The organism is Devosia sp. T2-14, assembly GCF_055397495.1.
This window is the reverse complement of sequence record NZ_AP027921.1, coordinates 2,145,466-2,168,825: the sequence shown is the minus strand read 5'-3', so window position 1 is coordinate 2,168,825 and position 23,360 is coordinate 2,145,466. Positions and strand designations below refer to the sequence as shown.

22 protein-coding genes are annotated in these 23,360 nt (G+C 63.5%); 10 read left to right on the top strand and 12 right to left on the bottom strand.

What is annotated here, in order from left to right:
* Positions 1-121: 121 nt before the first annotated feature.
* A complete protein-coding gene (gene glyS, locus ACZ5WT_RS10655) occupies positions 122-2,146 on the bottom strand; it encodes a glycine--tRNA ligase subunit beta (RefSeq protein WP_464283766.1) in 2,025 nt (674 codons plus the stop codon).
* A gap of 123 nt (positions 2,147-2,269) precedes the next feature.
* Between glyS and ACZ5WT_RS10650 the strand changes: the two genes are divergently transcribed.
* The gene (locus ACZ5WT_RS10650) at positions 2,270-2,872 is read left to right on the top strand and encodes a hypothetical protein (protein WP_464283765.1); all 603 of its coding nucleotides are present in this window, start codon (positions 2,270-2,272) and stop codon (positions 2,870-2,872) included.
* Here ACZ5WT_RS10650 and ACZ5WT_RS10645 read toward each other — a convergent pair.
* Both ACZ5WT_RS10645 and ACZ5WT_RS10640 read right to left on the bottom strand, forming a co-directional pair.
* A complete protein-coding gene (locus tag ACZ5WT_RS10645) occupies positions 2,810-4,711 on the bottom strand; it encodes a DUF2207 domain-containing protein (protein ID WP_464283764.1) in 1,902 nt (633 codons plus the stop codon). The two genes, ACZ5WT_RS10650 and ACZ5WT_RS10645, sit on opposite strands and share 63 nt — an antisense overlap.
* 43 nt (positions 4,712-4,754) lie before the next feature.
* Positions 4,755-5,315, bottom strand: a complete 561-nt coding sequence (locus ACZ5WT_RS10640; RefSeq protein ID WP_464283763.1) for a LemA family protein — start codon at positions 5,313-5,315, stop codon at positions 4,755-4,757.
* Positions 5,316-5,620: 305 nt separating this feature from the next.
* Here ACZ5WT_RS10640 and rnk point away from each other — a divergent pair, with 305 nt between their 5' ends.
* On the top strand, positions 5,621-6,028 hold the full coding sequence (gene rnk, locus ACZ5WT_RS10635; protein ID WP_464283762.1) for a nucleoside diphosphate kinase regulator: 408 nt from the start codon (positions 5,621-5,623) through the stop codon (positions 6,026-6,028).
* A 104-nt stretch (positions 6,029-6,132) separates the two neighbouring features.
* Here rnk and ACZ5WT_RS10630 read toward each other — a convergent pair whose 3' ends face one another.
* Genes ACZ5WT_RS10630 through ACZ5WT_RS10615 form a run of 4 tightly spaced genes read right to left on the bottom strand, consistent with a single transcriptional unit; the run spans position 6,133 to position 8,902 of the window.
* Entirely contained in the window at positions 6,133-7,056 is a 924-nt protein-coding gene (locus ACZ5WT_RS10630) for a glycine--tRNA ligase subunit alpha (protein ID WP_464283761.1), read from the bottom strand.
* A gap of 59 nt (positions 7,057-7,115) precedes the next feature.
* Positions 7,116-7,343, bottom strand: a complete 228-nt coding sequence (locus ACZ5WT_RS10625; protein WP_464283760.1) for a hypothetical protein — start codon at positions 7,341-7,343, stop codon at positions 7,116-7,118.
* The gene (locus ACZ5WT_RS10620) at positions 7,340-8,182 is read right to left on the bottom strand and encodes a S49 family peptidase (protein ID WP_464283759.1); all 843 of its coding nucleotides are present in this window, start codon (positions 8,180-8,182) and stop codon (positions 7,340-7,342) included. Before ACZ5WT_RS10620 ends, ACZ5WT_RS10625 begins: the two co-directional genes overlap by 4 nt.
* Before the next feature lie 51 nt (positions 8,183-8,233).
* Positions 8,234-8,902 (bottom strand): tRNA1(Val) (adenine(37)-N6)-methyltransferase, encoded by a 669-nt coding sequence (locus tag ACZ5WT_RS10615; protein WP_464283758.1) that lies wholly within the window; start codon positions 8,900-8,902, stop codon positions 8,234-8,236.
* A gap of 227 nt (positions 8,903-9,129) precedes the next feature.
* On the opposite strand from ACZ5WT_RS10615, the gene ACZ5WT_RS10610 reads away from it, so the two are divergent.
* Positions 9,130-10,125, top strand: coding sequence for a polyprenyl synthetase family protein (locus tag ACZ5WT_RS10610; RefSeq protein ID WP_464287193.1), 996 nt, complete (start codon positions 9,130-9,132; stop codon positions 10,123-10,125).
* Positions 10,126-10,171: 46 nt separating this feature from the next.
* Here ACZ5WT_RS10610 and ACZ5WT_RS10605 read toward each other — a convergent pair whose 3' ends face one another.
* The 3 genes from ACZ5WT_RS10605 to ACZ5WT_RS10595 form a co-directional block, all read right to left on the bottom strand.
* Positions 10,172-11,047: a 4-(cytidine 5'-diphospho)-2-C-methyl-D-erythritol kinase gene (locus ACZ5WT_RS10605; protein WP_464283757.1), complete on the bottom strand. Its 876-nt coding sequence runs from the start codon at positions 11,045-11,047 to the stop codon at positions 10,172-10,174.
* A 4-nt stretch (positions 11,048-11,051) separates the two neighbouring features.
* Positions 11,052-12,794 (bottom strand): tetratricopeptide repeat protein, encoded by a 1,743-nt coding sequence (locus ACZ5WT_RS10600; RefSeq protein ID WP_464283756.1) that lies wholly within the window; start codon positions 12,792-12,794, stop codon positions 11,052-11,054.
* Between the two features lie 103 nt (positions 12,795-12,897).
* A complete protein-coding gene (locus ACZ5WT_RS10595) occupies positions 12,898-14,541 on the bottom strand; it encodes an electron transfer flavoprotein-ubiquinone oxidoreductase (RefSeq protein WP_464283755.1) in 1,644 nt (547 codons plus the stop codon).
* A gap of 124 nt (positions 14,542-14,665) precedes the next feature.
* Between ACZ5WT_RS10595 and ACZ5WT_RS10590 the strand changes: the two genes are divergently transcribed.
* From ACZ5WT_RS10590 to moaB, 3 genes are all read left to right on the top strand, one after another.
* On the top strand, positions 14,666-15,487 hold the full coding sequence (locus ACZ5WT_RS10590) for a uracil-DNA glycosylase (RefSeq protein WP_464283754.1): 822 nt from the start codon (positions 14,666-14,668) through the stop codon (positions 15,485-15,487).
* A gap of 296 nt (positions 15,488-15,783) precedes the next feature.
* Positions 15,784-17,070, top strand: a complete 1,287-nt coding sequence (locus ACZ5WT_RS10585) for an MFS transporter (protein ID WP_464283753.1) — start codon at positions 15,784-15,786, stop codon at positions 17,068-17,070.
* Between the two features lie 10 nt (positions 17,071-17,080).
* Positions 17,081-17,617 (top strand): molybdenum cofactor biosynthesis protein B, encoded by a 537-nt coding sequence (gene moaB / locus ACZ5WT_RS10580; RefSeq protein ID WP_464283752.1) that lies wholly within the window; start codon positions 17,081-17,083, stop codon positions 17,615-17,617.
* 68 nt (positions 17,618-17,685) lie between these two features.
* Here moaB and ACZ5WT_RS10575 read toward each other — a convergent pair whose 3' ends face one another.
* A complete protein-coding gene (locus ACZ5WT_RS10575; protein WP_464283751.1) occupies positions 17,686-19,179 on the bottom strand; it encodes an MDR family MFS transporter in 1,494 nt (497 codons plus the stop codon).
* 425 nt (positions 19,180-19,604) lie between these two features.
* Between ACZ5WT_RS10575 and ACZ5WT_RS10570 the strand changes: the two genes are divergently transcribed.
* Positions 19,605-20,753 carry a PA0069 family radical SAM protein gene (locus ACZ5WT_RS10570; RefSeq protein ID WP_464283750.1) on the top strand — a complete coding sequence of 383 codons (1,149 nt, stop codon included), beginning with the start codon at positions 19,605-19,607 and terminating at the stop codon, positions 20,751-20,753.
* A 15-nt stretch (positions 20,754-20,768) separates the two neighbouring features.
* Here ACZ5WT_RS10570 and ACZ5WT_RS10565 read toward each other — a convergent pair whose 3' ends face one another.
* Positions 20,769-21,353, bottom strand: coding sequence for a hypothetical protein (locus ACZ5WT_RS10565; RefSeq protein WP_464283749.1), 585 nt, complete (start codon positions 21,351-21,353; stop codon positions 20,769-20,771).
* Positions 21,354-21,436: 83 nt separating this feature from the next.
* Between ACZ5WT_RS10565 and ACZ5WT_RS10560 the strand changes: the two genes are divergently transcribed.
* From ACZ5WT_RS10560 to ACZ5WT_RS10550, 3 genes are all read left to right on the top strand, one after another.
* Entirely contained in the window at positions 21,437-21,790 is a 354-nt protein-coding gene (locus ACZ5WT_RS10560) for a DUF4180 domain-containing protein (protein ID WP_464283748.1), read from the top strand.
* Positions 21,791-21,836: 46 nt separating this feature from the next.
* Positions 21,837-22,487 (top strand): ribonuclease HII, encoded by a 651-nt coding sequence (locus tag ACZ5WT_RS10555; protein ID WP_464283747.1) that lies wholly within the window; start codon positions 21,837-21,839, stop codon positions 22,485-22,487.
* A gap of 71 nt (positions 22,488-22,558) precedes the next feature.
* On the top strand, positions 22,559-23,338 hold the full coding sequence (locus ACZ5WT_RS10550; RefSeq protein ID WP_464283746.1) for a hypothetical protein: 780 nt from the start codon (positions 22,559-22,561) through the stop codon (positions 23,336-23,338).
* The last annotated feature ends 22 nt before the right edge of the window (positions 23,339-23,360 follow it).

Genomic DNA, 23,360 nt, shown 5'->3' with positions numbered 1-23,360 from the left:
CCCATCACGCCTCAGCGGCGTGATGGATAGTGCACGAAATCCCGATTGGTTTCAGCCAGTCAGAAAATTGGCAGAAATCTACAAGAAATCTGCAAGAAAACTGTCAGCATGCTGGCAGAAATCAGCCAGCAACCTTCGAGAAATCTGCCACCAGATGCATGGTGTCGCGCAGGCGAGCGAGCAGGTTCAGACGGTTCTCGCGAACAGCCGGATCAGCATCGTTCACCAGAACAGCCGTAAAGAACGCATCGACCGGGGCGCGCAGAGTCGCCAGTTCGGTCATCGCGCCCTTGTAGTCGTCCTTGCTCACATGATTGCTCACGGCGGCATGCACGGCGTCCACGGCGAAGGCCAGGGCAGTTTCTTCCGGCAGCTTGAGGGCCGCCTGTTCGACAGCGCCGGCATAGGCCTTGCCGTCTTTTTTTTCTTCTGCTGCCAGGATGTTAGCGGCGCGCTTGTAGCCAGCCAGCAGGTTCTGCCCATCGGCCGAAGACAGGAGGGCCGACAGCGCATCGGCGCGCTGGGTCACCTGCAGCATGTCATTGCTATCGCTGGAAATAACGGCATCCACCAGGTCGTGGCGGGCACCGGCATCGCGAAGCGATACCTTGAGCCTGTCATGGAAAAACGCCAGCAGATCGGGCTCGACATTGAGCGGGAACTTCAGGCCATTCTCGGTGATGATGCGGATCACACCCAGCGCCGCGCGGCGCAGGGCGAAGGGGTCGCGCGAGCCGGTCGGCTTCTCGTTGATGGCCCAGAAACCGGTCAGCAGGTCGAGCTTGTCGGCCAGCGCCACGGCAATGGAAGTCGGCTCGGTCGGCACCTTGTCGGTGGGGCCCAGCGGCTTGTAGTGGATCTCGACAGCCGTCGAAATATCGGCTGGCTCACCCTGCGCCGCGGCGTAGTAGCGGCCCATAAGCCCTTGAAGTTCCGGGAATTCTCCGACCATGCCGGTGGTCAGGTCGGCCTTGGCCAGCATGGCGGCGCGCTTGGCGCGCTCGGGATCGGCACCGACCAGCGGCGCGATTTCACCGGCCAGTTTGACCAGACGCTCGACGCGGGCAAACTGGGTGCCCAGCTTGGCGTGGAACACGGTTTCCTCGAGCTTGGGCAGGCCATGCTCGAGCGGCAGCGCCAGGTCGCCTTCATAGAAGAACACGGCATCGCTGAGGCGGGCGCGGATAACGCGCTCATTGCCGGCAGTGATCACGGCACCGCCATCGGTGGCTACCGTATTGGAAGTAATGATGAAATTGGGCGCCAGCTTGCCGCTCGCATCGCGCAGACAGAAGCACTTCTGGTTTGCGCGGATGGTGGCGATGATGACTTCCTCGGGCAGCTTGAGGAAATCGGGATCGAACGAGCCCATCATCACGACGGGCCACTCAACCAGCCCGGCGACCTCTTCGAGCAGGCCCTCATCGGCGATGACGGTCAGGCCCTGTGCAAAGGCCAGCTGGTCGGCATCGGCACGGATAATGTCCTTGCGGCGGTCGATATCGAGCACGACCTTGGCGCGCTCCAGCGCTGCCACGTAGTCGTCGAAACGGCGTACGCGAATGGCTTCGGGCGCCAGAAAACGATGACCATAGGTGGTCTGCCCTGCTGCCAACTCATTGGACGCAAAGGGAATAACCACCGGCTCTTCGTTTTCCGCGCCAAAGGTCGCAGTGATAGCGCGCAGGGGGCGCACCCAGTTGAAGCTGCCCGACCCCCAACGCATCGACTTGGCCCAGGGGAAATCGGTCAGGATCTTGGGCAGGATGCCGCTCAGCAGCTCGACTGCCTCGGCGCCCGGCTTGTTGATATGGGCCACATAGAAATCGCCCTTCTTGGGGTCGCTTTCGACCTTAGCCTCATCGAGCGAAGCCAGCCCTGCCGAACGCAGGAACCCGTCGATTGCCGGCTGCGGCGCGCCGACCTTGGGGCCCTTCTTTTCTTCGCGGGTATCGGGCGAACGGGCAGGCAGGCCGGTGACAGTCAGCGCCAGGCGGCGCGGCGTCACGAATGCCTTGGCTCCCTCGTAGACCAGACCGGCATCGACCAGTGCGTTGGTTACGGCTTTCTTGAGGTCTTCAGCCGCACGGCGCTGGAAGCGGGCGGGAATTTCCTCGGAAAAGAGTTCAAGCAGGAGTTCGGGCATGGTGGATACCGGAGTTGGAAGGCGTGGTCTGCCTAGCAATGGAAGCGCACAAAGTCCATGGGCGGGCGCGGCATGACTTGGCGAAACCCGCGCGCCGCGTGATGATGGTCACAAGGAGTTGCCATGGCCGCGCAAGATAGCATCACCATCGCAGTGGCCGTCGACCGGCTCGAACACATGTTCCGCGAACCGGAGGCCGACCCGCTGGCCGGGCGATTTGAAACCACCTCGGGCATTGACGAGGTGCTGCAGCAGCTGATGTCGATGCCCCGTCGCAACCGGCGCAACTGCCACATCGACGTCAGCGTGGCCGATCCCCGCGAGACGCGGGATGCCGCCGTGCTGAAGACGGCCATTGCTGGCTATTGCGACGAGCGCGTCGCCGATATCGAGCTCTCACTCGCCCAATCCCTTCACGCCGGCCGGCAGGCACTGTGGCTCGGCCTGGGCTTCCTCGGCGTGTGCCTGATCCTCTCGGGCACGTTCCGCAACCTCGATGGCATGCCGGATTTCTTTCGGCAGCTGTTTGGCGAGGGCTTCAATATCGCCGGCTGGGTGGGGCTATGGCGTCCGATCGAACTGCTGCTGTACGATTCCTGGCCGTTCCGGCGCGATCTGCGGTTGCTGCGATTGCTACCGAACCTGCCGGTGACACTGACGCGGCTACCAGCCACCCCCGCCACCGCCGCCGCCGCCACCGCCCGAGGAGCCACCACCGCCGCTTGAGCTGAAGCCGGAGGAACTGGCCTGCACGGGCTGGGCCGCGACCATGGCAGCGGCCATGCCGGTGGTGGCCGAGGCAATGGAGTTGGACAGGCGGCTGCTATCGAACGAGGACGAGCCGGAATACCAGCCGGGACGATAGGTCGAGCCATCAACATCGGCGATGGTGTGACGTGCCAGTTCGCCCTCAAAGTGCTGGGACCACGGCTTTTCCACGCCCAGCGCAATGGCATAGGGCAGGATACGCTCGAAGCGCGACACGGTCATAGGCGGCGCGGCATCCATATTGAGGCGGTTCTTTTCGGCGGTCTCGAGATAGAGCTTGAAGCCATCGATCTCGTCCATGACCTTGCGGCCCTGCACTGTTGGTGCGCGCATCAGCACGGCAAAGACAAGCGTGACCAGCACGATCGAGCCCGCCGCAACAGCGGCAGTATTGATCGATAGCCCGGTGGAAAAATCGACGAAACTGGCCGCGATATTGAAGCCCACGATGGCAATCCAGGCCAGCGGGATCAGCCGCATGATCGAGTTGCCGCGCAGCAGTCCGCGAATAGCCGAGACGGCGACGCTGACGACGATGCCCGCGATGACGGCGGCGACCAGCCATTCGATTTCGAGCACATCGAGCACCACCATGGCCGCCAGGATGCAGACGGCCAGGAACCCGCCGAACAGCACGAAGCCGGTATTGTGGTTGAACCAGACCGTGCGGTTTTCATTTTCGACCGACGAGACGAAATCGGCGCGGCGCTTGGCGAGGTCGGGGCCGGCCGACTGGTCGATCGTCACCCGGCCTTCCTTGGAAAAGTAGTCGAACAGCACCTGCTCGCCGCCAATCAGGGGCGCATCCGGCTGCTTGCCCGTCACCGCGACGGAGAGCTTTTTGCTGGAATTGTCGATGGCCACGAGACCCTTGACGCCCAGATTGAAAATGCTCGCCGTGATGGCTGCCCAGCCACCCTTGTCGAAGCCCCAGTTGTGAACGTAGTGCACCAGCGCCGGTGAAAAGTCCTTGGGCGGATGGAAGAGCGGGATGATCGTGCCCTTGGCCGGATCGCGGCCGACGGCCCGCCACGCCGAGAAATTGTAAGCCAGGACGACAATGACGCCCAGGATCGGCAGGATGGATTCGCGCAGGTCCGACAGCCACTGCATCAGCGCATCAAACCCCTGCGGCGCCTGCAGAATGCCCTTCTGGAAGCTCACGGCAAAGCTCATCCCCTCGCCCGCCGCCAGCACCCGCGAGGTACGGAACACCGCTTCGATGTCGGAGGTGCGGGTGATGGTCACCGCCTTTTCGGTGGAGCCGGGATAGCCGGTAAAGCCAACCAGATCCTGGATCACCGCGCCCTGAGGCAGGGTGACCCGGGCGACGGATTTGAGGATCGGAAAGTTCCAGTAGTTACCGGTAGCATTCCAATAGAGTTCGTCGTGGTCGGCAAAGCTGCGACCCATACGCGTCATCGTATAGGTGATGACATAGCGATGGACGCCACGGGCGAGCACCAGGTCGGGATCGCCGATCCAGATGCGCTGGAAATTGCCCATGCGCTCGACACGGAACTCTTCGGGCTGGCCATCGCGGGTCACCGATTCCGCTTCGAAGCCGGAGCGCAGCTTGCGGCCCTCGCTATCGAGCATCACCGTGGGGATATCGCGATAGATGCCACGCCGGATATCGATGCCTTCGGCATTGATATCGACCGTTTCCACGACTCGCACCGAGCCATCGACGTGCAACGTGACATCGGCTGCAAAAGCCCGAATTTCCTCGCGCGCCAGGGTTGGCAGAACGAGCAGAAGCCCGATGGCAATCGCCACCACCGACCGAAAAACCATTCTCACCGCCGCCACTCCCATACCCACATGCGGGTGAGAAGGTTCAGTTGAACTTGACCGACGGAACCGCCCGGTCGGCTTCGTTCTCCAGCTCGAAATACTGGGCCTTCTGGAAGCCAAAGCCGTTGGCGACGAAGTTGGACGGGAAAGACTCGACTATGATGTTCATGTTGCGGGTGGCGCCATTGTAGTAGCGGCGCGCCATCTGGATCTCGTCTTCCACGGTGCGCAGGGCGTCCTGGAACTCAAGGAAGGTGGTGTTGGCCTTGAGGTCCGGATAGGCCTCGGCCGTAGCGATGAGGCGGCCGAGGGCCGAGGACAGCTGCCCTTCGGCCTTGGCGCGCTCTTCAGGCGTGCCCGCAGCGGCGCTGGTGGCCGCGGCGCGGGCATTGGTCACCGCTTCGAGCGTCTCGCGCTCGTGGCCCATATAGCCCTTCACGGTTTCCATCAGATTGGGGATCAGATCGGTGCGGCGTTTGAGCTGCACGTCGATGCCAGACCAGCCTTCCTCGACCATCTGACGATTCTTGACCAGCCCATTGTAGATGGTGACCGCATAGATCGCAGCGACAACGACCAGCCCAAGAATGATCCATCCGATCATGTGCGTAACTCCCTCGCGCACCAGCAATTGGGGCGGACATTGGCACTCCGCCACTAGCCGCGCAATGGGCGATGACTTGACTTGTCGGCTTCAATCACTAACTTCATGTCCATGAGTATGATCGCTGCACATTGGCTGGAAAACCCCCTCGCGGGATATCAACCCTAAGCATGCCTGCAGCGCCGGCGCCTGCTTAGGGTAGGTACGCCGCGTCATACGCGCGATTGGCGCTATTCATTCCAACTTTCAAATTCCCTGCCGACCGGCGCGCGACTGCGCGACATCGGCCCCATGAGACATTCAAAATGACGAACACTGACCACAACGACCTCACCCCCGACATCGTGCTGGGCTCGGCGGACCACCACCAGCTCAACCAGCTGGCCATGGCCGGCCTGGAGCGCACGCCCGACCTGTCGGACGACCTGCTCAACGAACTCGAGCGCGCGAACATCGTCGATGACGCTGCCGTGCCTGCCGATATCGTGCGCATGGGTTCGACGGCCACCTATCGCAAGGATACCGGCCAGGAGCAGGAAGTGACGCTGGTTTACCCGGTCGACGCTGATATCGCCGCCGGCCGCATCTCGATCATGACGCCCATCGGCACGGCCCTGATCGGCCTGCGCGTCGGCCAGTCGATCACCTGGCGCGACCGCGCGAACAAGCGCCACATGCTGACGGTTCTGGCCGTCACCGCACCGACCGCCTAAACGTATCGACCAAAAGAAAGGCCCCGCAATGAGCATAGAGCTCCGGGGCCTCACCGCTACAAATCGCTCCGGCTGGAGCGATTTGCGCCAATCTTGTTGATAGGTCAGGCGGCGCCGCCGCCTTCGGTCTGCAGCCAGGCTTCGCCACAGGCCTTGGCCAGTTCGCGGATGCGCAGGATGTAGCTCTGGCGCTCGGTGACCGAGATGACGCCGCGTGCGTCGAGCATGTTGAAGTTGTGGCTGGCCTTGATGACCTGCTCATAGGCGGGAATGGCCATGCTGTGGCGATTGGCTTCGCCACCCTTTTCCAGGATTGCGCGGCATTCCTCTTCCGCGTCGGCAAAGTGGCGGAACAGGATTTCGGTGTCGGCCACCTCGAAATTGTACTTGGACGATTCCTGCTCGTTCTGCAGAAACACATCGCCATAGGTGACTTTGTCGTCGCCGGTGCCGCCATTGAAATTGAGGTCGTAGACGTTCTCGACGCCCTGCACATACATGGCGAGGCGCTCAAGGCCGTAGGTGATTTCGCCCGGAACGGGCGAGCATTCAAAGCCCGCAACCTGCTGGAAATAGGTGAACTGGCTGACTTCCATGCCGTCGCACCAGCATTCCCAGCCCAGACCCCAGGCGCCCAGGGTCGGGCTTTCCCAGTCGTCTTCCACGAAGCGAATATCGTGCAGCTTGGCATCGAGACCGATCTCGGCCAGCGACTGCAGATACAGCTCCTGGATATTGGGCGGGGACGGCTTCAGGATCACCTGGAACTGATAATAGTGCTGCAGGCGATTGGGGTTTTCGCCATAGCGGCCGTCCTTGGGACGGCGGCTGGGCTGCACATAGGCAGCCTTCCATGGCTTGGGGCCCAGCGCGCGCAGCGTGGTGGCCGTGTGGAACGTGCCGGCACCCATCTGCATGTCATAGGGCTGCAGGACGACACAACCCTGCGCCGCCCAGAAATTCTGCAGCGTCAGGATCAGACCCTGAAACGAGTTCTTGGGGTCCAGGTGGGGCGGGCGGTTGGTCATTTTTGAATCCGGCGGGAGAACGGGCGCGAACCTAGTTTCTGCGCCCCTTGCGGTCAACCTCAGTCCTTCTTGTCGCCGGGACGGAACGTGCCGTCTTCCCCACGCTTGAGGTCGATAATGCCCGGCTGCTGGCGTTCGGCCAGGTCACGCTCGCGGCGCAGGCGGCGCTGTTCGTCGTCATCGGCCTTGAACTTGCTGGTCCAGTCACGCCAGATCTTGCGGAATCCCAGCCAGATGGCGATGCCGACAAAAGCGAAAACGAGAATGCGTAGCAGCGCGGCGCTCATAGTCCGAACCTCCCCCAGAGTGCGCGATCTTCGACCGTCGCTGCGATATCACCGGTCAGGCCGCTGGCAAAGCCAAAGCGGGGGATGCCCAGCCACGGCCGCTTGGCTTCGATGACCTTGAGGACCAGATCGGGGCCGTAGCGGGTGTGGAGCACTTCGTGCAGATCGCCGATCGTGTCGGCCAGACCCAATTCGACGGCCCGCAGCCCGGTCCACCATTCCCCGGTGAACAGGGTTTCGTCAGTGCCCCGCAGGCGGCTGCCGCGCCGCTGCTTCACCACGTCGATGAACACGTTGTGGATGTCGGTTTCGAACTGCTTGATGCGTTCAACATCGCTTGGCTTTTCGGGCATGAACGGATCGAGCGTCGATTTGTTGTTGCCCGCCGTATGCACGCGCCGCTCGATGCCGAGCTTTTCCAGCGCGCCGACAAAGCCGAAGCCCGCCATGATGACGCCGATGGAGCCGACGATGGAGCTGGGATCGACGATGATTTCGTCCCCGGCCACCGCGATGAAATAGCCGCCGGACGCCGCTGCATCCTCGACGAAGACCAGCACCGGCTTGTAGTATTTGTGGGCGAGGTCGCGGATGCGCTTGGAAATCAGCCGGCTCTGCACGGGCGAACCGCCCGGCGAGTTGATGATGATCGCCACGACCGGGGCCGATTTGATGGCAAAGGCCCGCTGCAGCAGTGGCGCGACGCCGGCAATATTGAGCCGTCCCGGGCGCTGTTCGGCCGCAATGACGCCATGCAGGCGAACGACGGGGATAATGGTCTTGCCGCGCCCGGTCAGGCGCTGCAGCCAGTTTCGCTTCGGTGTGGTCAGTTCGGCCATACCAGATCCTTGTTGCGCTTCGCGGCCAGATTTAGGGCGCGCCGGCATGGATTACCAGACAAGCCGGGCCGATCCGCGAAAGATAGCATCGAATTCCGGCCGGAAGGCCCGCCCCTCGGCCCCGTGCAGTGCGCGGCTGGCCAGCAGGGTCAGCGGCGCACGCGACCCCTTGATGGCCCGCACAAGCACCCGGCTGGCCGGCTCGCCCTCGCGCGGGCTCAGCGGCAGCACGGTGACGGCGCCAAAGCGCTGCGTGAAGCCGTTGAGCAGCGGCGCAAGGCTGGTCGACGGATAGACGAAGATCACTTCGCCGCCCGGCGCAGCGCAGCCTGCGGCGGTCTTGATCCACAGATCGAGCGTTGCCGCATCCATATGGCGGGCCCCTGCCCGCCCCGCATCGCTGGCCAAGGTGCCTTCTGAAAAGAACGGCGGATTGGCGATGACGCTGTCATAGGCGTTCTGCACCAGCCCTGCCGCCGCCCGCTCGGCGCCTTTTGCAGTGATATCGACCGTCAGCACCTGCGCGCGATCGGCCAGGCCGTTATCGGTAGCGTTGGCACGTGCCAGCACAACGGTTTCCGCATTCTGTTCGGCAAGGGTAGCGTGCATCGCGGCGTGATGGATCATCGCCACGAAGGCAGCCGTGCCCACACCGCTCCCCAGATCAAGCAAATTTGCGCGATCATCGCCCACGGCGGCGCCCAGCAGAACACTGTCCAAACCGGCGCGAAACCCCTGGCTGGGCTGGGTCAGGGTGAGCCGGCCGCCCAAAAAGGCATCGCGCGTTACAGAATGGTGTTTTACAAAGGTATGAGGCTGGTCTAGGGACATCGCACCCTTTAGGGCCTGTTTTATCGCGACCATATATGGGCCGGTACAGCACGCTCAACCAGATTTGCCGATTTCGCGTGAACGGGGACGGAATAACGGTGTCAGTTCTGACGCAGATGAGAGAAGCGCCAGTCGTCAACCCGGTCGAGCGGTTGCTCGAAGTGACCGGTCCCGACATGGCCAAGGTCAATGCGCTGATTCTCAGCCGCGCGCATTCCCACGTCGATATGGTGCCCGAGCTGGCCCGCTATCTCATCGAGAGTGGCGGCAAGCGCTTGCGCCCCATGCTGACCGTGGCCTCGGCCCAGCTCTTCGACAAAGGCACGGGCAGCGCGATCAATTTCGCCGCCGCCGTTGAATTCATGCACAACGCCACCCTGCTGCACGACGATGTCGTCGATGAAAGCGACATGCGGCGCGGCAAGCCCGCGGCCCGCATGGTGTGGGGCAACAAGGCCTCGATTCTGGTTGGGGATTTCCTGCTCGGCCAAGCCTTCATGATGATGGTGGAAACCGGCGACATTGCGGCGCTCGGCGTGCTGTCGGCGGCATCGGCAGTGATGGCCGAGGGCGAAGTGTTCCAGCTCGCCAAGACGGGCGACCTGACCACGACGCCGGAAGACTATGCCGAAGTGATCCGCGCCAAGACTGCCGTGCTGTTCGAGGCCGCCTGCGAAGTAGGCGCCATGTCGGGTGGCGCGGACGACGTCGGCCGCAAGGCGCTGGCGCGCTATGGGCTCGAGTTGGGCAATGCCTTTCAGCTGGTTGACGACGTGCTCGACTATGGCGGGCAGGCCGGAACGCTGGGCAAGAATACCGGCGATGACCTGCGCGAAGGCAAGATGACCCTGCCGGTCATTCTAGCGCTGGCCGAAGGCACCGAGGCCGAGCGCCTCGCGATCACCTCGGCACTGGGCGACATGTCGGCAACCGACGATCAGGTGGCGGCTGTGGTTGTGGTGATGGAACGCCACAAGACCCTGGCCCGCACGCTCGATCAGGCCCACGGCCACGCCCGTGCCGCGCAGGAAGCGCTTTCGGCCCTGCCGGAATCGCCGATGCGCAATCTTCTGGGCGAGCTGGTCGAATTCACGGTGGCGCGGGCTTACTAAGCGTCGTGCCACGCCCTCGTAGTTCGAGACCCGCGACGGCGTGCCCTTAGGGCCGAATCAGCGGGGCGGCGGCGACCCAGTGGTCGGGATTGGCGGCGCGCATCACCTGCGCTGCCAGATGGGCCTGCCCGGCTGAGCCGAACAGGCCAAAGCATGTGGCCCCCGAACCGGACATGCGCGCCAGGATGCAGCCCTGCACCGCTGCCAGCTCATCGACGATTTCGCCGATAACCGGCACCAGCTTCACCGCCGGTGGTTGCAGGTCATTCCGGGTTTCGGCCAGCCAGATGCCCAGCTGCGCGGGACGCGTCAGCGGCGAGGGCAATCCAGGCAGCGGGTAATTGTCATGGGCGTTTAGGCGCCGGAACACGTCAGCCGTGGGCAGCGCCACCATCGGATTGACCAGCACGATATGGCAATCGGGGAATTCGGGCAGCGGCGCGAGCACCTCGCCCACGCCCCGCGCCACCAGCGGGCTTGATATCAGGCAGGCCGGCACGTCGGCACCGAGCCGCAAGGCCATTTCGGCCAGTTCGGTGCGCGGAATGGGATGGGTCGAAAGGCCAGACATCAACCGGAGCGCCGCCGCGGCGTCGGCCGAACCGCCGCCAATGCCGGCGGCAACCGGCAGGTTCTTGGTGAGGCGCAGGCGCAGGCCCGACTCGACAGCATCGGGCCAGCGGGTGCGAAACGCCGCCACGGCGCGCGCCACCAGATTGCTCTCGCCGGTCCCCAGGCCTTTGCCAAACGGACCGTCGATGGTCAGGCTGTCGCTGTTGGCCGGCTCGGCCGCCAACTCGTCCGCCACATCCGCAAAGACCACAAGGCTTTCAAGGTCGTGATAGCCGTCCTCGCGGCGCCGCAACACGTGCAGCGCCAGGTTGACCTTGGCCGGTGCCAGCTGGACGGGGATATCGGCCATCGCCTTAGTCGGTCGCGTTTTCTTCGGTCAGCCCGTCTGCCAGCTTGGGCGCGACCCGTTCCTTGACGTTGCCAACCGTATCGACCGAAGCCGCCACCCGCCACTGGAAGCGCGCTTCAAGCTTGCGGCCAGCGCGCCAATAGGCGTCGCCCAGGTGGTCGTTGATTTCGGCATCGTTGGGGCGCAGCAGCACGGCCTGCTCCAGCGTGGTCACGGCCTCGTCGATGCGGCCCAGCTTGTAGAAGGCCCAGCCGAGCGAATCGACGATGTAGCCGTCCTGCGGCTGGGCTTCGACGGCCTTCTCGATCATTTCGAGCGCCGGCTCGAGGTTCATGTCCTGATCGATCCAGCTGTAGCCGAGATAGTTGAGCACGGCCGGCTGGTCGGGATTGAGCTTGAGGGCCTTGAGGAAGTCGGCCTCGGCCTTGGGCCATTCCTTGGCGCGCTCATAGGCAATGCCGCGCACATAGTAGAAGCGCCAATCCGCCGGGCTTTCGCCGCCGGTCAGCGCCAGCGCCTTGGTATAGGCTTCGGCGGCAGGGATATACTGCTCGTCATAGCGCAGGAGATCGCCGAGCACCGACACGGCATCAAGATCATCGGGGCGGCTCTTGACCACGTTGTTGAGGCGGCGGAGCGCCTCGGCCCGGTCGCCGGTGACGTCGAGGTTTTGCGCCACGCGCACCACGGCGGTGGGCTTCATCGGCGAATTGATCGGCACGGCGTCGTAGATGGTATTGGCGGCCTGATGCTGGCCTGCCGTATCGAGCAGCTGGCCGAGCGCCAGTGCAATCACGTCGGCCGACGGATCGAGGTAGAGCCCCATGCGCAGGAAGACCAGCGACAGATCGAGGCTGCCATCGCGCGACAGGGCCACGCCGATGCCATGGAACATTTCGGCCGCGCCGACCTGCACATTGGCGGCAAACACGCCGGGGCGCTGCTTGGCTTCGACCTGCGCCTTGACGATGCTGACCACCGGATGGGTCAGGCCGCGCGCTTCGAATTCGCCGATGACATCGCTGGCTTCGTCAAACCGGCCGGCATTGGCCAGCATGCGGGCATAGACTTCCACGATGCGCGCCACATAGGGCTCGGCTTCGTAGGCGCGGCCCGCCAGTTCGATCGCGCCTGCGGTGTCACCCGCAGCTTCGGCCATCAGGGCGCGGTGGAAAACCAGGAAATCTTCGAGGCCCGACTGCCCCAGCGCGTCGAGCACCTTGTCGGCATCGGCCTTGCGATTGTCGCCGACCAGCGCCCAGGCGCGCAGGATGCCGCCAGTAATGCCGGTGAAGCTGTCCTGCCCGATCGAAGAGAGCAGCTGCTCGGCCGCGCCATAGCGGCGCTCCTTGAGCGCTTCAGTGGCAATGATCAGTTCGGCAAGTTCATTATTGGGGTCGAGCTGCAGCAGGTGCTTGGCGGTGGATGCCGCCTGCCCGATCTGCCCATCGGCCGCAAAGGCGATGAAGGAGCGTTCGACCAGGACCGGATTGTTCCAGTCGCCGCGGGCTGCCTCGGCGAAATAACGCGATGCCTCATCGGTGCGCAGATCCTGCAGCGCCTGCTGGCCGGCCATATAGGCGCCGGTGACGCTGCTACGGAACATCGGCAGCAGGCCGAGCGGGGCCAGGGGATCAGACTGGGCGGTCTTGACGGGCTGGGCATAAGCGACGGGAACAGCGGCTGACGCTGAAAGCAGCACGGCGACAAGCGCGGGGCGCGCAAGACGATTGAAAAGCGATGTCACGAGGCTGGTCTCTCCTTGGCCGGACGGCCCTTTCTGGCGGCGAAGATTGTCCGTTTTGGGACTGCGCCGCAAGGGCGCGCCCGATAGCGTGATCCACTACCAGTTACATTCCGCTATAGTTGGGTCCACTACCACCTTCGGGCGGTACCCAGGTAATATTCTGGGCGGGATCCTTGATGTCGCATGTCTTGCAATGAACGCAGTTGGCCGCATGGATGCGGAACACCGGTGCACCGCCCTCCTCCGCCATTTCATAGACCCCCGCCGGGCAATACAGCGGCGCAGGCTCGCCGAATTTGGGCAGGTTGTCGCGCACCGGCACGGCTGGATCGGCGAGGCGCAGATGCACCGGCTGATCCTCGTCATGCGAGAGATTGGCCAGATAAACCGACGAGGCGCGGTCGAAGGTCAGTTTGCCATCGGGGCGCGCATAGGTCCGGCGCGGGCCGCCCAATGGACGCAGAGCGGCGAAATCGGGCTTGCGATGATGCAGGGTGCCCAGCGGCGACGCCTTGAACAGCGCCTTGCACCACATATCCATGCCCGCCGCCATCACGCCGGCCACGGTCCCCAGACGCGACCACAGCGGCTTGACGTTTTCCACCGCACGCAGCTCGTCCTTGATGCCGGTCTGGAAGATGCGCGTGGCAAAGTCCTTGATCAGGTCGTGCTGGCGGCCCTTTTCAATCGCGGCGCCCACCGCATCAGCCGCGCCGATCCCGGAGAGTATGGCATTGTGGATAGCCTTTAGGCGTGGCGCGTTCATGAAGCCGGCGGCGCAGCCGATCAGGCCGCCACCGGGGAAAGCCAGCGTCGGCACCGATTGCCAGCCGCCCGAAGCCAGTGCCCGCGCGCCATAGCTCAGCCGCGTCGCGCCCTCGAGCAGCGGGGCAATGCTGGGATGGGTCTTGAAGCGCTGGAATTCGTCGAAGGGCGACAGGCTGGGGTCGGCATAATCGAGATGCACGACCAGCCCCAGATAGAGTTTGCTGGCCTGTGCATGGTAGGCGAAGCCACCGCCTGACGTCGCGTTGTCGAGCGGGAAGCCCATATAGTGGTCGACCTTGCCGGGGTGGTGGCGGTCTTCCTGGATCTCCCAGACTTCCTTGATGCCAAGGCCGTATTTCTGCGGCTCGCGCTCGGTTGAGAAGGCCAGGTTGAGCTGCTTGGCCAGTGAGCCGCGCGCGCCCTCGGCGATCAGCGTATATTTGGCCTCGAGCGCAATGCCCTCGGCATGGCCGGGCTTGGGCTTGCCTTCATGGTCCAGGCCAAGGTCGCCGGTGATGATGCCGCGCACCGGGCCATTGCCGCTGCGCAGCACATCGACAGCAGCGGTCATCGGAAAAATATCGACGCCCAGCTCCGCGGCCTGCTCGCCAAGCCAGCGCACCAGATCGCCGAGGCTCACGATGATCCCATTGGGCGTGTGCATCTGCGGCGGCAGGGCAAAGCCGGGGAAAGCGAAATCGCGCCTGGCGGTGAGGAAATGATAGGTGTCTGTGGTGACATCGGGTCCCACCGGGGCGCCCTTGAGACGCCAGTCGGGGATCAGCGCATCGAGCCCGATCGGGTCCATGACGGCACCTGAGAGGATATGGCCACCGACTTCGGCCGCCTTTTCCACCACTGTGACGGCGATCTGCGGATGGCGCTGCTTGATACGGATCGCGGCCGCAAGGCCCGATGGACCGGCACCGACGATCAATACATCGGTGGAAAGGGTTTCGCGCGTACCGGCCTCTGCCATATAGAATGCCTCAACGTTCCGTTACGGTGTGGTCGCGCTGTCGACCGGAAAACCGGTCCACTTTTCCCGGCAGCGAACCATGCGCGGCTGGCCGCGCCAAACGGGCTGTGACATAACAGAGAACATGGCTGAAGATCGACCGCTAAATCACGACGAAATGCTCGCCGTGCTCGATTGGTATCGGGCTGCGGGGGTTGATGTCGCCGTGGGCGAGGAGCCGGTCGACCGCTTCGCCCAGCGCCCGCCCGCGCGGGTAACGCCGCCTGCCCCTGCCACGCCAGCTGGCATGCCGCCCGCTGCCGAACAGCGGCCGCTGGCCCCCGCCGCTCCGTTGGGCGGCGACCCCAGTGAGGCACGCGACCTGGCCGCGTCGGCGCAAACACTCGAAGAACTCGAACAGCGGCTCGCCAGCTATGATGGCTGCGGGCTGAAACTGCGCGCCACCCAGCTGGTGTTTGCCGATGGCAATCCGAAGGCGCAGATCATGCTGATCGGGGAAGCGCCCGGCGCCGAAGAGGACCGGCAGGGCAAGCCTTTCGTCGGCAAGTCCGGCCAGTTGCTCGACCGCATGCTTGCTGCCATCGGGCTCGACCGCACCAAGGTCTATATCGCCAATACCGTGCCGTGGCGTCCGCCGGGCAACCGCACCCCGACGCCCGAGGAAATGGCGCTGTGCCTACCTTTCCTGCATCGACAGGTGGAGCTGGTCGCGCCGCGGCTGGTGATGACGCTTGGTGGCCAGGCCATGCAGACGGTGTTCGACACCACCAACGGCATTGTCAAATCGCGCGGCAAGTGGGCCAACCTGACCATTGGCAACCATACGGTTGACGCCATCCCCACGCTCCACCCGGCCTACCTGCTGCGCAACCCCGCCGCCAAGGAACAAGCCTGGCAGGACCTGCTGAGCCTCAAGCTCAAAATGAAAGAACTGGGGATCGGCTAAGCATCCAGGTTATGGGGCGGACGCGTGTTGTCCCACCACCGACGCTGCCCACGGACTTGATCCGTGGGCCTCTGGTCGCTCACCCGTGCTGCAACTGGCCCGCGGATCAAGTCCGCGGGCAGCGCTGGTGAGTTTTTTTGCATCGCGGTTCCCGGCGGTTTTCGGTCGCGTCCCGCTCCTCCGCGCAGGCCGCGACACAAATCCGCCCTTACCCCCTGCCATTTGCCGGATGTCGCGTTATGGTCACCTTTGAGTGATTTGCAACGTTCTTCCGATATAGTTCAGCCGAAAGCGTCATGGCCTCTGTAATCAAGATTTATGCCCTGTTTCTGGGCTCCGCGCTGTTGATGTTCGGCGGAGGCATGCAGGGGCTGCTGCTCTCTGTGCGTGGTGCCGAAGAAGGTTTCTCCCTGTTCTCGCTGGGTTTGATCGGCACCGGCTGGTCGGTCGGCTTTGTCGCCGGGTCGATCGGCGTACCGATGATCGTGCGCAAGGTGGGCCATATCCGCGCCTATTCGGTGATGGCCGCCATCGGCACCGTCACCATCCTGCTCAACCTGCTGCTGATCAACGACATCAGCTGGATTCTGCTGCGCGCGCTGTCCGGCTTCTGCTTTGCCGGCGCGGCGATGATCGTGGAAAGCTGGCTCAACGAGGTCGCCGAGAACAAAAGCCGCGGCACGATCTTCTCGATCTACACCACCATCAACATGGCTGCCTCAACCATGGGCCAGATCGCCATGTCGATCACCGGTACGGCCGGCTACGTGCCCTTCGTGCTCGGCGCCATCAGCTTCATTCTGGCTGTGCTGCCGACCGCACTCACCTCGAGCCCGCAGCCACGCCCGCTCTCATCGGCAAGGATCGATATCGGTCTGCTCTATCGCACCTCGCCCGTCGCTGCCGTGGCGGCTTTCTCGGTGGGCATGGCCAACGGCGCCTTTGGCACGCTGGCACCAGTTTATGGCTACGAGCGGGGACTGGACCCGAGCGGAATCGCGCTGCTGTTCGCCATCGCCGCGATCCTGGGCGCGGTGGCTCAGGTTCCGTTCGGCCGCCTGTCGGACCGCGTCGACCGCCGGCTTGTGCTGATTGGCCTCTCCGGCTTTGCCGCCTTTGTCGGCGCCCTGACGGTGCTCATCAATCCCGATGCGGGGTGGATGATGTATGTGCTGTTCGCCGCCTATGGCTTTGCCGCCAACCCGATCTATGCGGTCGCCGTCGCCCACGCCAATGACTTCGCCAAGGATGGCGGTTTCGCCAAGATCGCCGGCGGCATGCTGCTGATCATGGGCGTCGGCCTCGCCATCGGCCCGGCCGCAGCCTCACTGCTCATGGGCGCGTGGTCGCCGGTGGGCCTGTTTGTGATCACCGCATCGTTCCATGCCCTGCTCGCGCTTTTCGCCTTCTTCCGCATGCGTATCCGCCGGAGCAAGGACGCTGCACAACGCACACCGTTCCAGCCCATGCCCGAGCAGCAGACCACGCCGGAAGCCATTGTGCTTGATCCGCGGACTGATAGTGATGGCATCGATGTGATGCGAAGCGAAGAGCCCGTGCCGGACGAATTGCGGACGGCTTAGGAGAAGCACGATGTTCAAGACGGCACAATTTGAAGACCGGGCTTTCAAACCCCTGTCCATCGCTGTTATCGCCGTATCCGACACACGGACACTGGAGACCGATACCGGCGGCGCGCTACTGAAGTCGCTGCTCGAAGCCGATGGCCACACCTGCGCGACGCGCGTGGTCATCCGCGACGATATTCAGCTTATCCGTCAGGCGGTGCAGGGATTTGTCGCCGACCCGACGATCGACGTGGTGCTGACCACCGGCGGCACCGGCTTTTCCGGCCGCGACGTGACACCCGAAGCGATCGAACCGCTGTTCGACAAGCGGATGGAAGGCTTTTCGGTGTTGTTCCATCAGTATTCGGCAACCACAGTGGGCACCAGTTCGCTGCAATCGCGCGCCACGGCCGGCCTGATTGGCACCACCTTTGTCTTCTGCCTGCCCGGCTCACGCGGCGCCTGCCGCGATGCCTGGGAAGGTATTCTCACCCACCAGCTCGACTACCGGCACAAGCCCTGCAACTTCGTCGAACTGATGCCGCGGCTGAGCGAGCGCTGAGGCATTCGACCCATCCAATCAAAAACGGCGCCCCTTGCGGAGCGCCGTATTTTCCATTCACGTAAGCCTTAGTGCCCGTGCGCCATGTCGCCACCATCCCCTTCGGGGCGGCGGATCATGAAGGCAGCCACCACTGCAAACAGCGAGATGATAGCGCCAACGAGGAAGGCAGCGCGGATGCCGCCAGCCAGAGCCTCGACCGGGTCAAGACCTTCAGTGGCCAGCGCGGCGGTGCGGATCGTCATCAGGGCGATGAAGAGCGCAATGCCAGCCGCACCCGCCAGCTGCTGGGCCGAACCCAGGACAGCCGAAGCGTGGGAGTAGAGATCCTTGCGCACCGAGCCCATCGACGAGGTGAAGACCGGCGTAAAGACTAGCGCCAGACCGATGCTCAGCACGATATGGCCAGCCATCAGCGCCCAGACCGAGGTATCCTGACCGACAGTGGTCAGGGCCCACAGCACGATGGAGACCAAGACAGTGCCCGGCACGGCCAGAACGGTCGGACCAACGCGATCGAGCAGGCGACCCACAAACGGACCCATCAGGCCCATGATCAGGCCACCCGGCAGCAGCAGCAGGCCGGTCTGCAGCGTATCAAGGCCCACCACCTTCTGCGTATAGATCGGCAGCAGGATAACGGTACCGAACAGGGCCATCATGGCGATCAGCATCAGGCTGACCGACACGGTGTAGTTGCGGGACTGGAACACACGCAAGTCGAGCAGCGCCTTGTCGTCGCGCTGCAGGCCGATCTGACGCCAGACGAAGGCGATCATGGCGACGACGCCGACGACAATCGGAGCCCAGACGGGAATGGCACTCGGCTCGCCCACATGGGCAAAGCTTTCGCCAAAGCTGGACAGGCCATAGATCAGGCCACCAAAGGCCAGGGCCGAAAGGATCACCGAGAGCACGTCAAGCGGCGCATAACGGGGCGTCGAAACGTTCTGGATCTTGCGCCAGCCCAGCACCAGCGCACCGATGGCAATCGGCAGCACGAGCAGGAACATCCAGCGCCAGTCGAGATGGGCCAGAATGAAGCCACCGATGGTCGGGCCAATGGCTGGAGCCACTGACATGACGATGGAGATATTGCCCATGGTCTTGCCGCGCGCCTGCGGCGGCACAAGCGTCATCACGGTGGTCATCAGCAGCGGCATCATGATGGCGGTGCCGACGGCCTGCACGACGCGGCCGACGATCAGCAGCTCAATGCCCGGCGCCACGGCGCAGAGCAGCGTGCCGGCGGTGAAGATCGACATCGCCAGCAGGAAGATCGGCCGCGTGTTGAGACGCTGCAGCAGGAAGCCGGTGATCGGGATGACCACGGCCATGGTCAGCAGGAATGCGGTGGTCAACCACTGCGCCACGCTGGCGGCAACGTTGAGGTCGGTCATCAGATGGGGGATGGCGACGCTCATGATGGTTTCGTTGAGAAACACCACGAAAGTGGACACCAGCAGCAGCGCGATCACGAGCTTGTTGCGGGCGGCGTCAGTCTGGCTGATCGGCGGAGGGCCGGCCAGATCGGTGTCGAAGGTCGTCGTTTCGGTACTCATGGTAAGGCCTCGAACCCTGAATTGCTTTGTCACTGGGACGACGGGCGGCGTCGCTTGGTTTCGACGTCACCCTTGAAAAGATTTGCGCGACAACCTGTGTCAGCAGCGATTGGTTAAGCTCAACCTTAAGTTATTAACCCGACGCGGCGCGGTCAATACTAAATAATAGACTTAAGCATTAGGCGTGCGTAATGCGCGCGCCAAAGGTCGGCTGGTTTAGGCCCGGAACAGAACCGCGTCCACCCACACAATCGCAATTCTGACCTGCAAATTCGCTTCGCGGCCCCTTCCCGCGCGCCGCCTGCCGCCCCATATATGGCACAGGCAAATATTAACGTTCTTGTTTCGTTCTCATTTCGCTGCTACATCTTCCTATGCCTTTCCCGTCACGATTCGACGGCAGGCCGTCCGGCAGGAGATGTATCATGGCCCTCTATCAGGCCCCCTCTTTCGAAGCCCTGGAAAAGCTGAGCCGCAGCCGCGACGCCGATCTCGCGCGGCGCGAACTGCTTGAGCCCAACCGTATCCGCGGCCGCGGCGCGCAGTCCAATCACACCGGGCGGTTCGAAAAGCAGGTGCGCGAGGGCTTCGACGATGGCTGGTCGACGGTCGAGCCGATGCCGATCTTCGAAACGATCGAGCATGTCGAACGCGCCAAGACCATCATCACCAGCAATGACAGCCCCGATATCGGTTTCGAGCGCTCGATCAACGCCTATCGCGGCTGCGAGCACGGCTGCTCCTACTGCTTTGCCCGGCCCACCCATGCCTTTCTCGGCCATTCGGCAGGGATCGAGTTCGAGCGCGACATCTATGTGAAGGTCAATGCGGTGGAAGCGCTGCGGGCGGAACTCGCGGCCAAGAGCTATCGCGTAAAACCCATCGCCATGGGAACCAATACCGACCCCTACCAGCCGGCCGAGCGCAAGCACAAGCTGACGCGCGGCATACTCGAAGTGATGCTGGAGACCCGTCATCCGGTGATGATCACCACCAAATCGGCACTGATCCTGCGCGATCTCGATCTGCTGGGCGAGCTGGCCAAGCTGGGCCTGGTCAAGGTTGCGATTTCGATGACCTCGATGGACCACAAGCTGAGCCGCCGCATGGAGCCGCGCGCCTCGTCCCCTGCCCGCCGCCTTGAAGCCATCCGGGCGCTGAGCGAAGCAGGCGTGCCGGTGGCGGTGTTTGCCTCCCCGATGATTCCCGCGATCAACGACATGGAGCTCGAGCGCATTCTCGATGCGGCCAAGGCCCAGGGCGCAATAAGCGCCTCGATGATCCTGCTGCGCCTGCCCGGCGAAGTGCGCGACGTATTCCGTGAGTGGCTGCTGCGCCATTTCCCCGACCGGGTGCGCCATGTGCTCTCGCTGGTGCGCGATACGCGCGGCGGGAAAGATTATGACTCGCGCTGGGGCGTCCGCATGACGGGCGAAGGCCCTTATGCGACCCTGCTGCGCCAGCGTTTCGACAAGGCCCGCGAGCGCTACGGGCTCGAGGTCAAGCTACCGGGCCTGCGCAATGACCTGTTCGTCGCGCCCAAGCTCGAAACCAAGCAGATGAGTTTGTTCTAGCCGGGCGGCCCGTCTCTAGTATTGAGCCACCTTGCGGGCATAGGCGGCCATGAAGTCGATCGAGGCGCTGACGCCGCGCATCGAAAGCCAGACTGGCCTGGTCTCTCCGCCGGTTACCGGAACGGTGATCATGGCCCCATTGCGCTTCATCATCTTGTCGAGCAGGGCTTGCTTGCGCGCGGGATCGACGACGAAGAAGCGGTTGGCCGTTTCGTAGCGGATTTCGAGATCGGCGGTGAAGTCAAACTGCTCCGCAGCCTCTCCGCCAAAGGCGATGATCATGGGCCGGCTGGTATCGATCGCGATGCCGTCAGCCGCCACCGTCACTGCCACGTCACGCTCGCCGTTTAGGCGGTTGTGAAAAATCGTGATCTTGTAGGCCGGCAGGCCCGCACGATTGAGAAGCTGGCTGCCGGTGCTGGCGAAGCAGGAGAAGCCATAATAATCGGTCGCATCGTCGTCGATCGCATCGGGGCATGCTGCCAGCCAGTCGCGATTGTATTCCCGCCACTCCCCGTTCGCATGATGAAAGGGCTCAGCGGCGAGCGGCAGCGCACTTCCAAGAAGTGCAAATAGCGCGAAGCCGTTCCTGGCAATCATTGGACTTTCTCATTGCTGGCGCGCCCCGACAAACTATAGCAAAATGATTGGCCCGATACAGATTGAATAACGGAGACATCGCCATGAATATTTCGGAACACAACGGGCTGATTATCTACGAGCTGGACGCCAAGGGCGGGCTGCTGGGCAGCGACATCACCGCCCCCGACATTATCGGGGAAGCCTATCAAGCAAATCCCGACATCATCGCCGTACCGCTGTCCCGGCTCGCCCCTGGCTTTCTCGAATTGCGCACCGGCATTGCGGGCGAGGTGTTCCAGAAGATGGAGCAGTATGGCCAGCGCATCGCCATCCTCGGCAATATTGCCGCCCAGGCGGCAGCCAGCAAGGCGCTGCACGATTTCGTCTACGAGACCAACCGGCGCGGTCACCACCTGTTCGTTCCCGACCGGGCAGCGTTGCTGGCGCGGCTGTGAACGCGGATAGCGTTGACTTGGCTCGCCCGAAGCCGATGCTGGCGGCATGCTGTTCGATTCGACGCTCCAGACCGATCCCGACTATTCCCATGAGCTCGCGCTAAAGGCGCGTGGCGCGCGCGTCGTCGCCGGCGTCGATGAGGCCGGGCGCGGACCGCTTGCCGGTCCAGTGGTGGTTTCGGCTGTGGTGCTGGATCCGCTGGCCATTCCCGAAGGGCTCAACGACTCCAAGAAACTGAGCGAAGAGCAACGCGAAGCCCTGTTCGAGCAGGTCGTCGCTTCGGCGCTGGCCGTCTCCGTCGTCGTGGCCCCACCATCGATCATATTGGCCCGGAACATTCGCGGGGCTACCCTTTGGGGCATGGCGCAGGCCGCGTCGAGCCTCGCCCTGCGGCCCGACCGCGTGCTGATCGATGGCCGCGACGTGCCGATGGGCCTGCCCTGCGAGGGCCTGGCCCTGATCGGCGGCGACGGGCGCAGCGTTTCTATCGCTGCAGCCTCCATCGTGGCCAAGGTCACGCGCGACCGCATGTGCCGCATCATGGATGGCGACGCGCCCCATTTCGGCTTTGCCGGTCACAAGGGCTATTCCACCGCCCGGCACATGCAGGCCCTGATCGATCACGGCCCCTGCCGACACCACCGCGAGGAATTTGCCCCGGTCGCAGCAGCCCGCCAGAAACTCGCCATCGCCTAGGCTGCTTCCCTTTTGTTTCCGGCCATTCTACCAAAGTGAGAATGCCCCGGGACAAGGCTGGGAATGCTGCCATGGTTCGTCGCGTACCGCTCTTCCTGTTGCTGTTGTCGCTCGCCACGCCTGCCGTTGCGGCCGACCTGACGCCCAATAGCGGGCCGATGCAGTTTTCCGCCCAATTGCTGGATGGGGGTATCCAGATTGGCCAGTTCAGTGCCGATGCCGTCCTGGCGGAGGGCAACTTCACGGGCATCATGTCGGCAACAGTCGGCGGCGTCACGCTCCAGGGCGAGTTGATCTCCAGCCGTAGCTATCTCGAAAACGGCACCTGCCTGCTCTATGCCGAATCCGGCCGCAACCGGCTGCTGCTGCGCGGCCCATGCGACGACAGCCAGTTCGGTGGACAGCAAGGAAGCTTTGAAGGGTTCTTCGAAGGCGTTGGCTCCGTGCGCGGCGGCATGGTTGGGACAATCGCCGCAGAGGGGGCGCCAGCCTCCGTTCAGCTTGTCGAGGCGATAGGCGTGCCGGCCGGCACGCTCACCTGCTTCTGGTACGAGCACCACCGCGCCACCAGCAATCACGAGATCAACGAATACCTGACGGCCATCAGCATGATGATCGTGCTCAGGCTGCACGAGGATGGGCGATATGAAACGGGGGCGAGCGCGGGCACCTACCGGTTGATCGGCGACAAGGTATTGCTCGATGGAGGAATGTTTTCAGGCGCCATGGGCACCCTGCGGCCCGACCGTTCGGGCGCTGCTGCAGTGGTGTTTCTGCGCGAGGAAAACCGCGACCGAACAGGCGCGGGTCTCATTGATCCCGACACCACCCACTGCACCCAGCAGGACTAGGCCGCGCTCTTAACCTCCCGCT

Coding starts and splice junctions, on each gene's coding strand:
- ACZ5WT_RS10605 (WP_464283757.1), bottom strand. CDS start 11,047: ATGGCCGATATCCCCGTCCAGCTGGCACCGGCCAAGGTCAACCTGGCG.
- ACZ5WT_RS10620 (WP_464283759.1), bottom strand. CDS start 8,182: ATGGCCGAACTGACCACACCGAAGCGAAACTGGCTGCAGCGCCTGACC.
- ACZ5WT_RS10585 (WP_464283753.1), top strand. CDS start 15,784: ATGGCCTCTGTAATCAAGATTTATGCCCTGTTTCTGGGCTCCGCGCTG.
- glyS (WP_464283766.1), bottom strand. CDS start 2,146: ATGCCCGAACTCCTGCTTGAACTCTTTTCCGAGGAAATTCCCGCCCGC.
- ACZ5WT_RS10610 (WP_464287193.1), top strand. CDS start 9,130: ATGAGAGAAGCGCCAGTCGTCAACCCGGTCGAGCGGTTGCTCGAAGTG.
- ACZ5WT_RS10640 (WP_464283763.1), bottom strand. CDS start 5,315: ATGATCGGATGGATCATTCTTGGGCTGGTCGTTGTCGCTGCGATCTAT.
- rnk (WP_464283762.1), top strand. CDS start 5,621: ATGACGAACACTGACCACAACGACCTCACCCCCGACATCGTGCTGGGC.
- ACZ5WT_RS10650 (WP_464283765.1), top strand. CDS start 2,270: ATGGCCGCGCAAGATAGCATCACCATCGCAGTGGCCGTCGACCGGCTC.
- ACZ5WT_RS10570 (WP_464283750.1), top strand. CDS start 19,605: ATGGCCCTCTATCAGGCCCCCTCTTTCGAAGCCCTGGAAAAGCTGAGC.
- ACZ5WT_RS10560 (WP_464283748.1), top strand. CDS start 21,437: ATGAATATTTCGGAACACAACGGGCTGATTATCTACGAGCTGGACGCC.
- ACZ5WT_RS10630 (WP_464283761.1), bottom strand. CDS start 7,056: ATGACCAACCGCCCGCCCCACCTGGACCCCAAGAACTCGTTTCAGGGT.
- ACZ5WT_RS10590 (WP_464283754.1), top strand. CDS start 14,666: ATGGCTGAAGATCGACCGCTAAATCACGACGAAATGCTCGCCGTGCTC.
- ACZ5WT_RS10555 (WP_464283747.1), top strand. CDS start 21,837: ATGCTGTTCGATTCGACGCTCCAGACCGATCCCGACTATTCCCATGAG.
- moaB (WP_464283752.1), top strand. CDS start 17,081: ATGTTCAAGACGGCACAATTTGAAGACCGGGCTTTCAAACCCCTGTCC.
- ACZ5WT_RS10595 (WP_464283755.1), bottom strand. CDS start 14,541: ATGGCAGAGGCCGGTACGCGCGAAACCCTTTCCACCGATGTATTGATC.
- ACZ5WT_RS10625 (WP_464283760.1), bottom strand. CDS start 7,343: ATGAGCGCCGCGCTGCTACGCATTCTCGTTTTCGCTTTTGTCGGCATC.
- ACZ5WT_RS10645 (WP_464283764.1), bottom strand. CDS start 4,711: ATGGTTTTTCGGTCGGTGGTGGCGATTGCCATCGGGCTTCTGCTCGTT.
- ACZ5WT_RS10565 (WP_464283749.1), bottom strand. CDS start 21,353: ATGATTGCCAGGAACGGCTTCGCGCTATTTGCACTTCTTGGAAGTGCG.
- ACZ5WT_RS10550 (WP_464283746.1), top strand. CDS start 22,559: ATGGTTCGTCGCGTACCGCTCTTCCTGTTGCTGTTGTCGCTCGCCACG.
- ACZ5WT_RS10575 (WP_464283751.1), bottom strand. CDS start 19,179: ATGAGTACCGAAACGACGACCTTCGACACCGATCTGGCCGGCCCTCCG.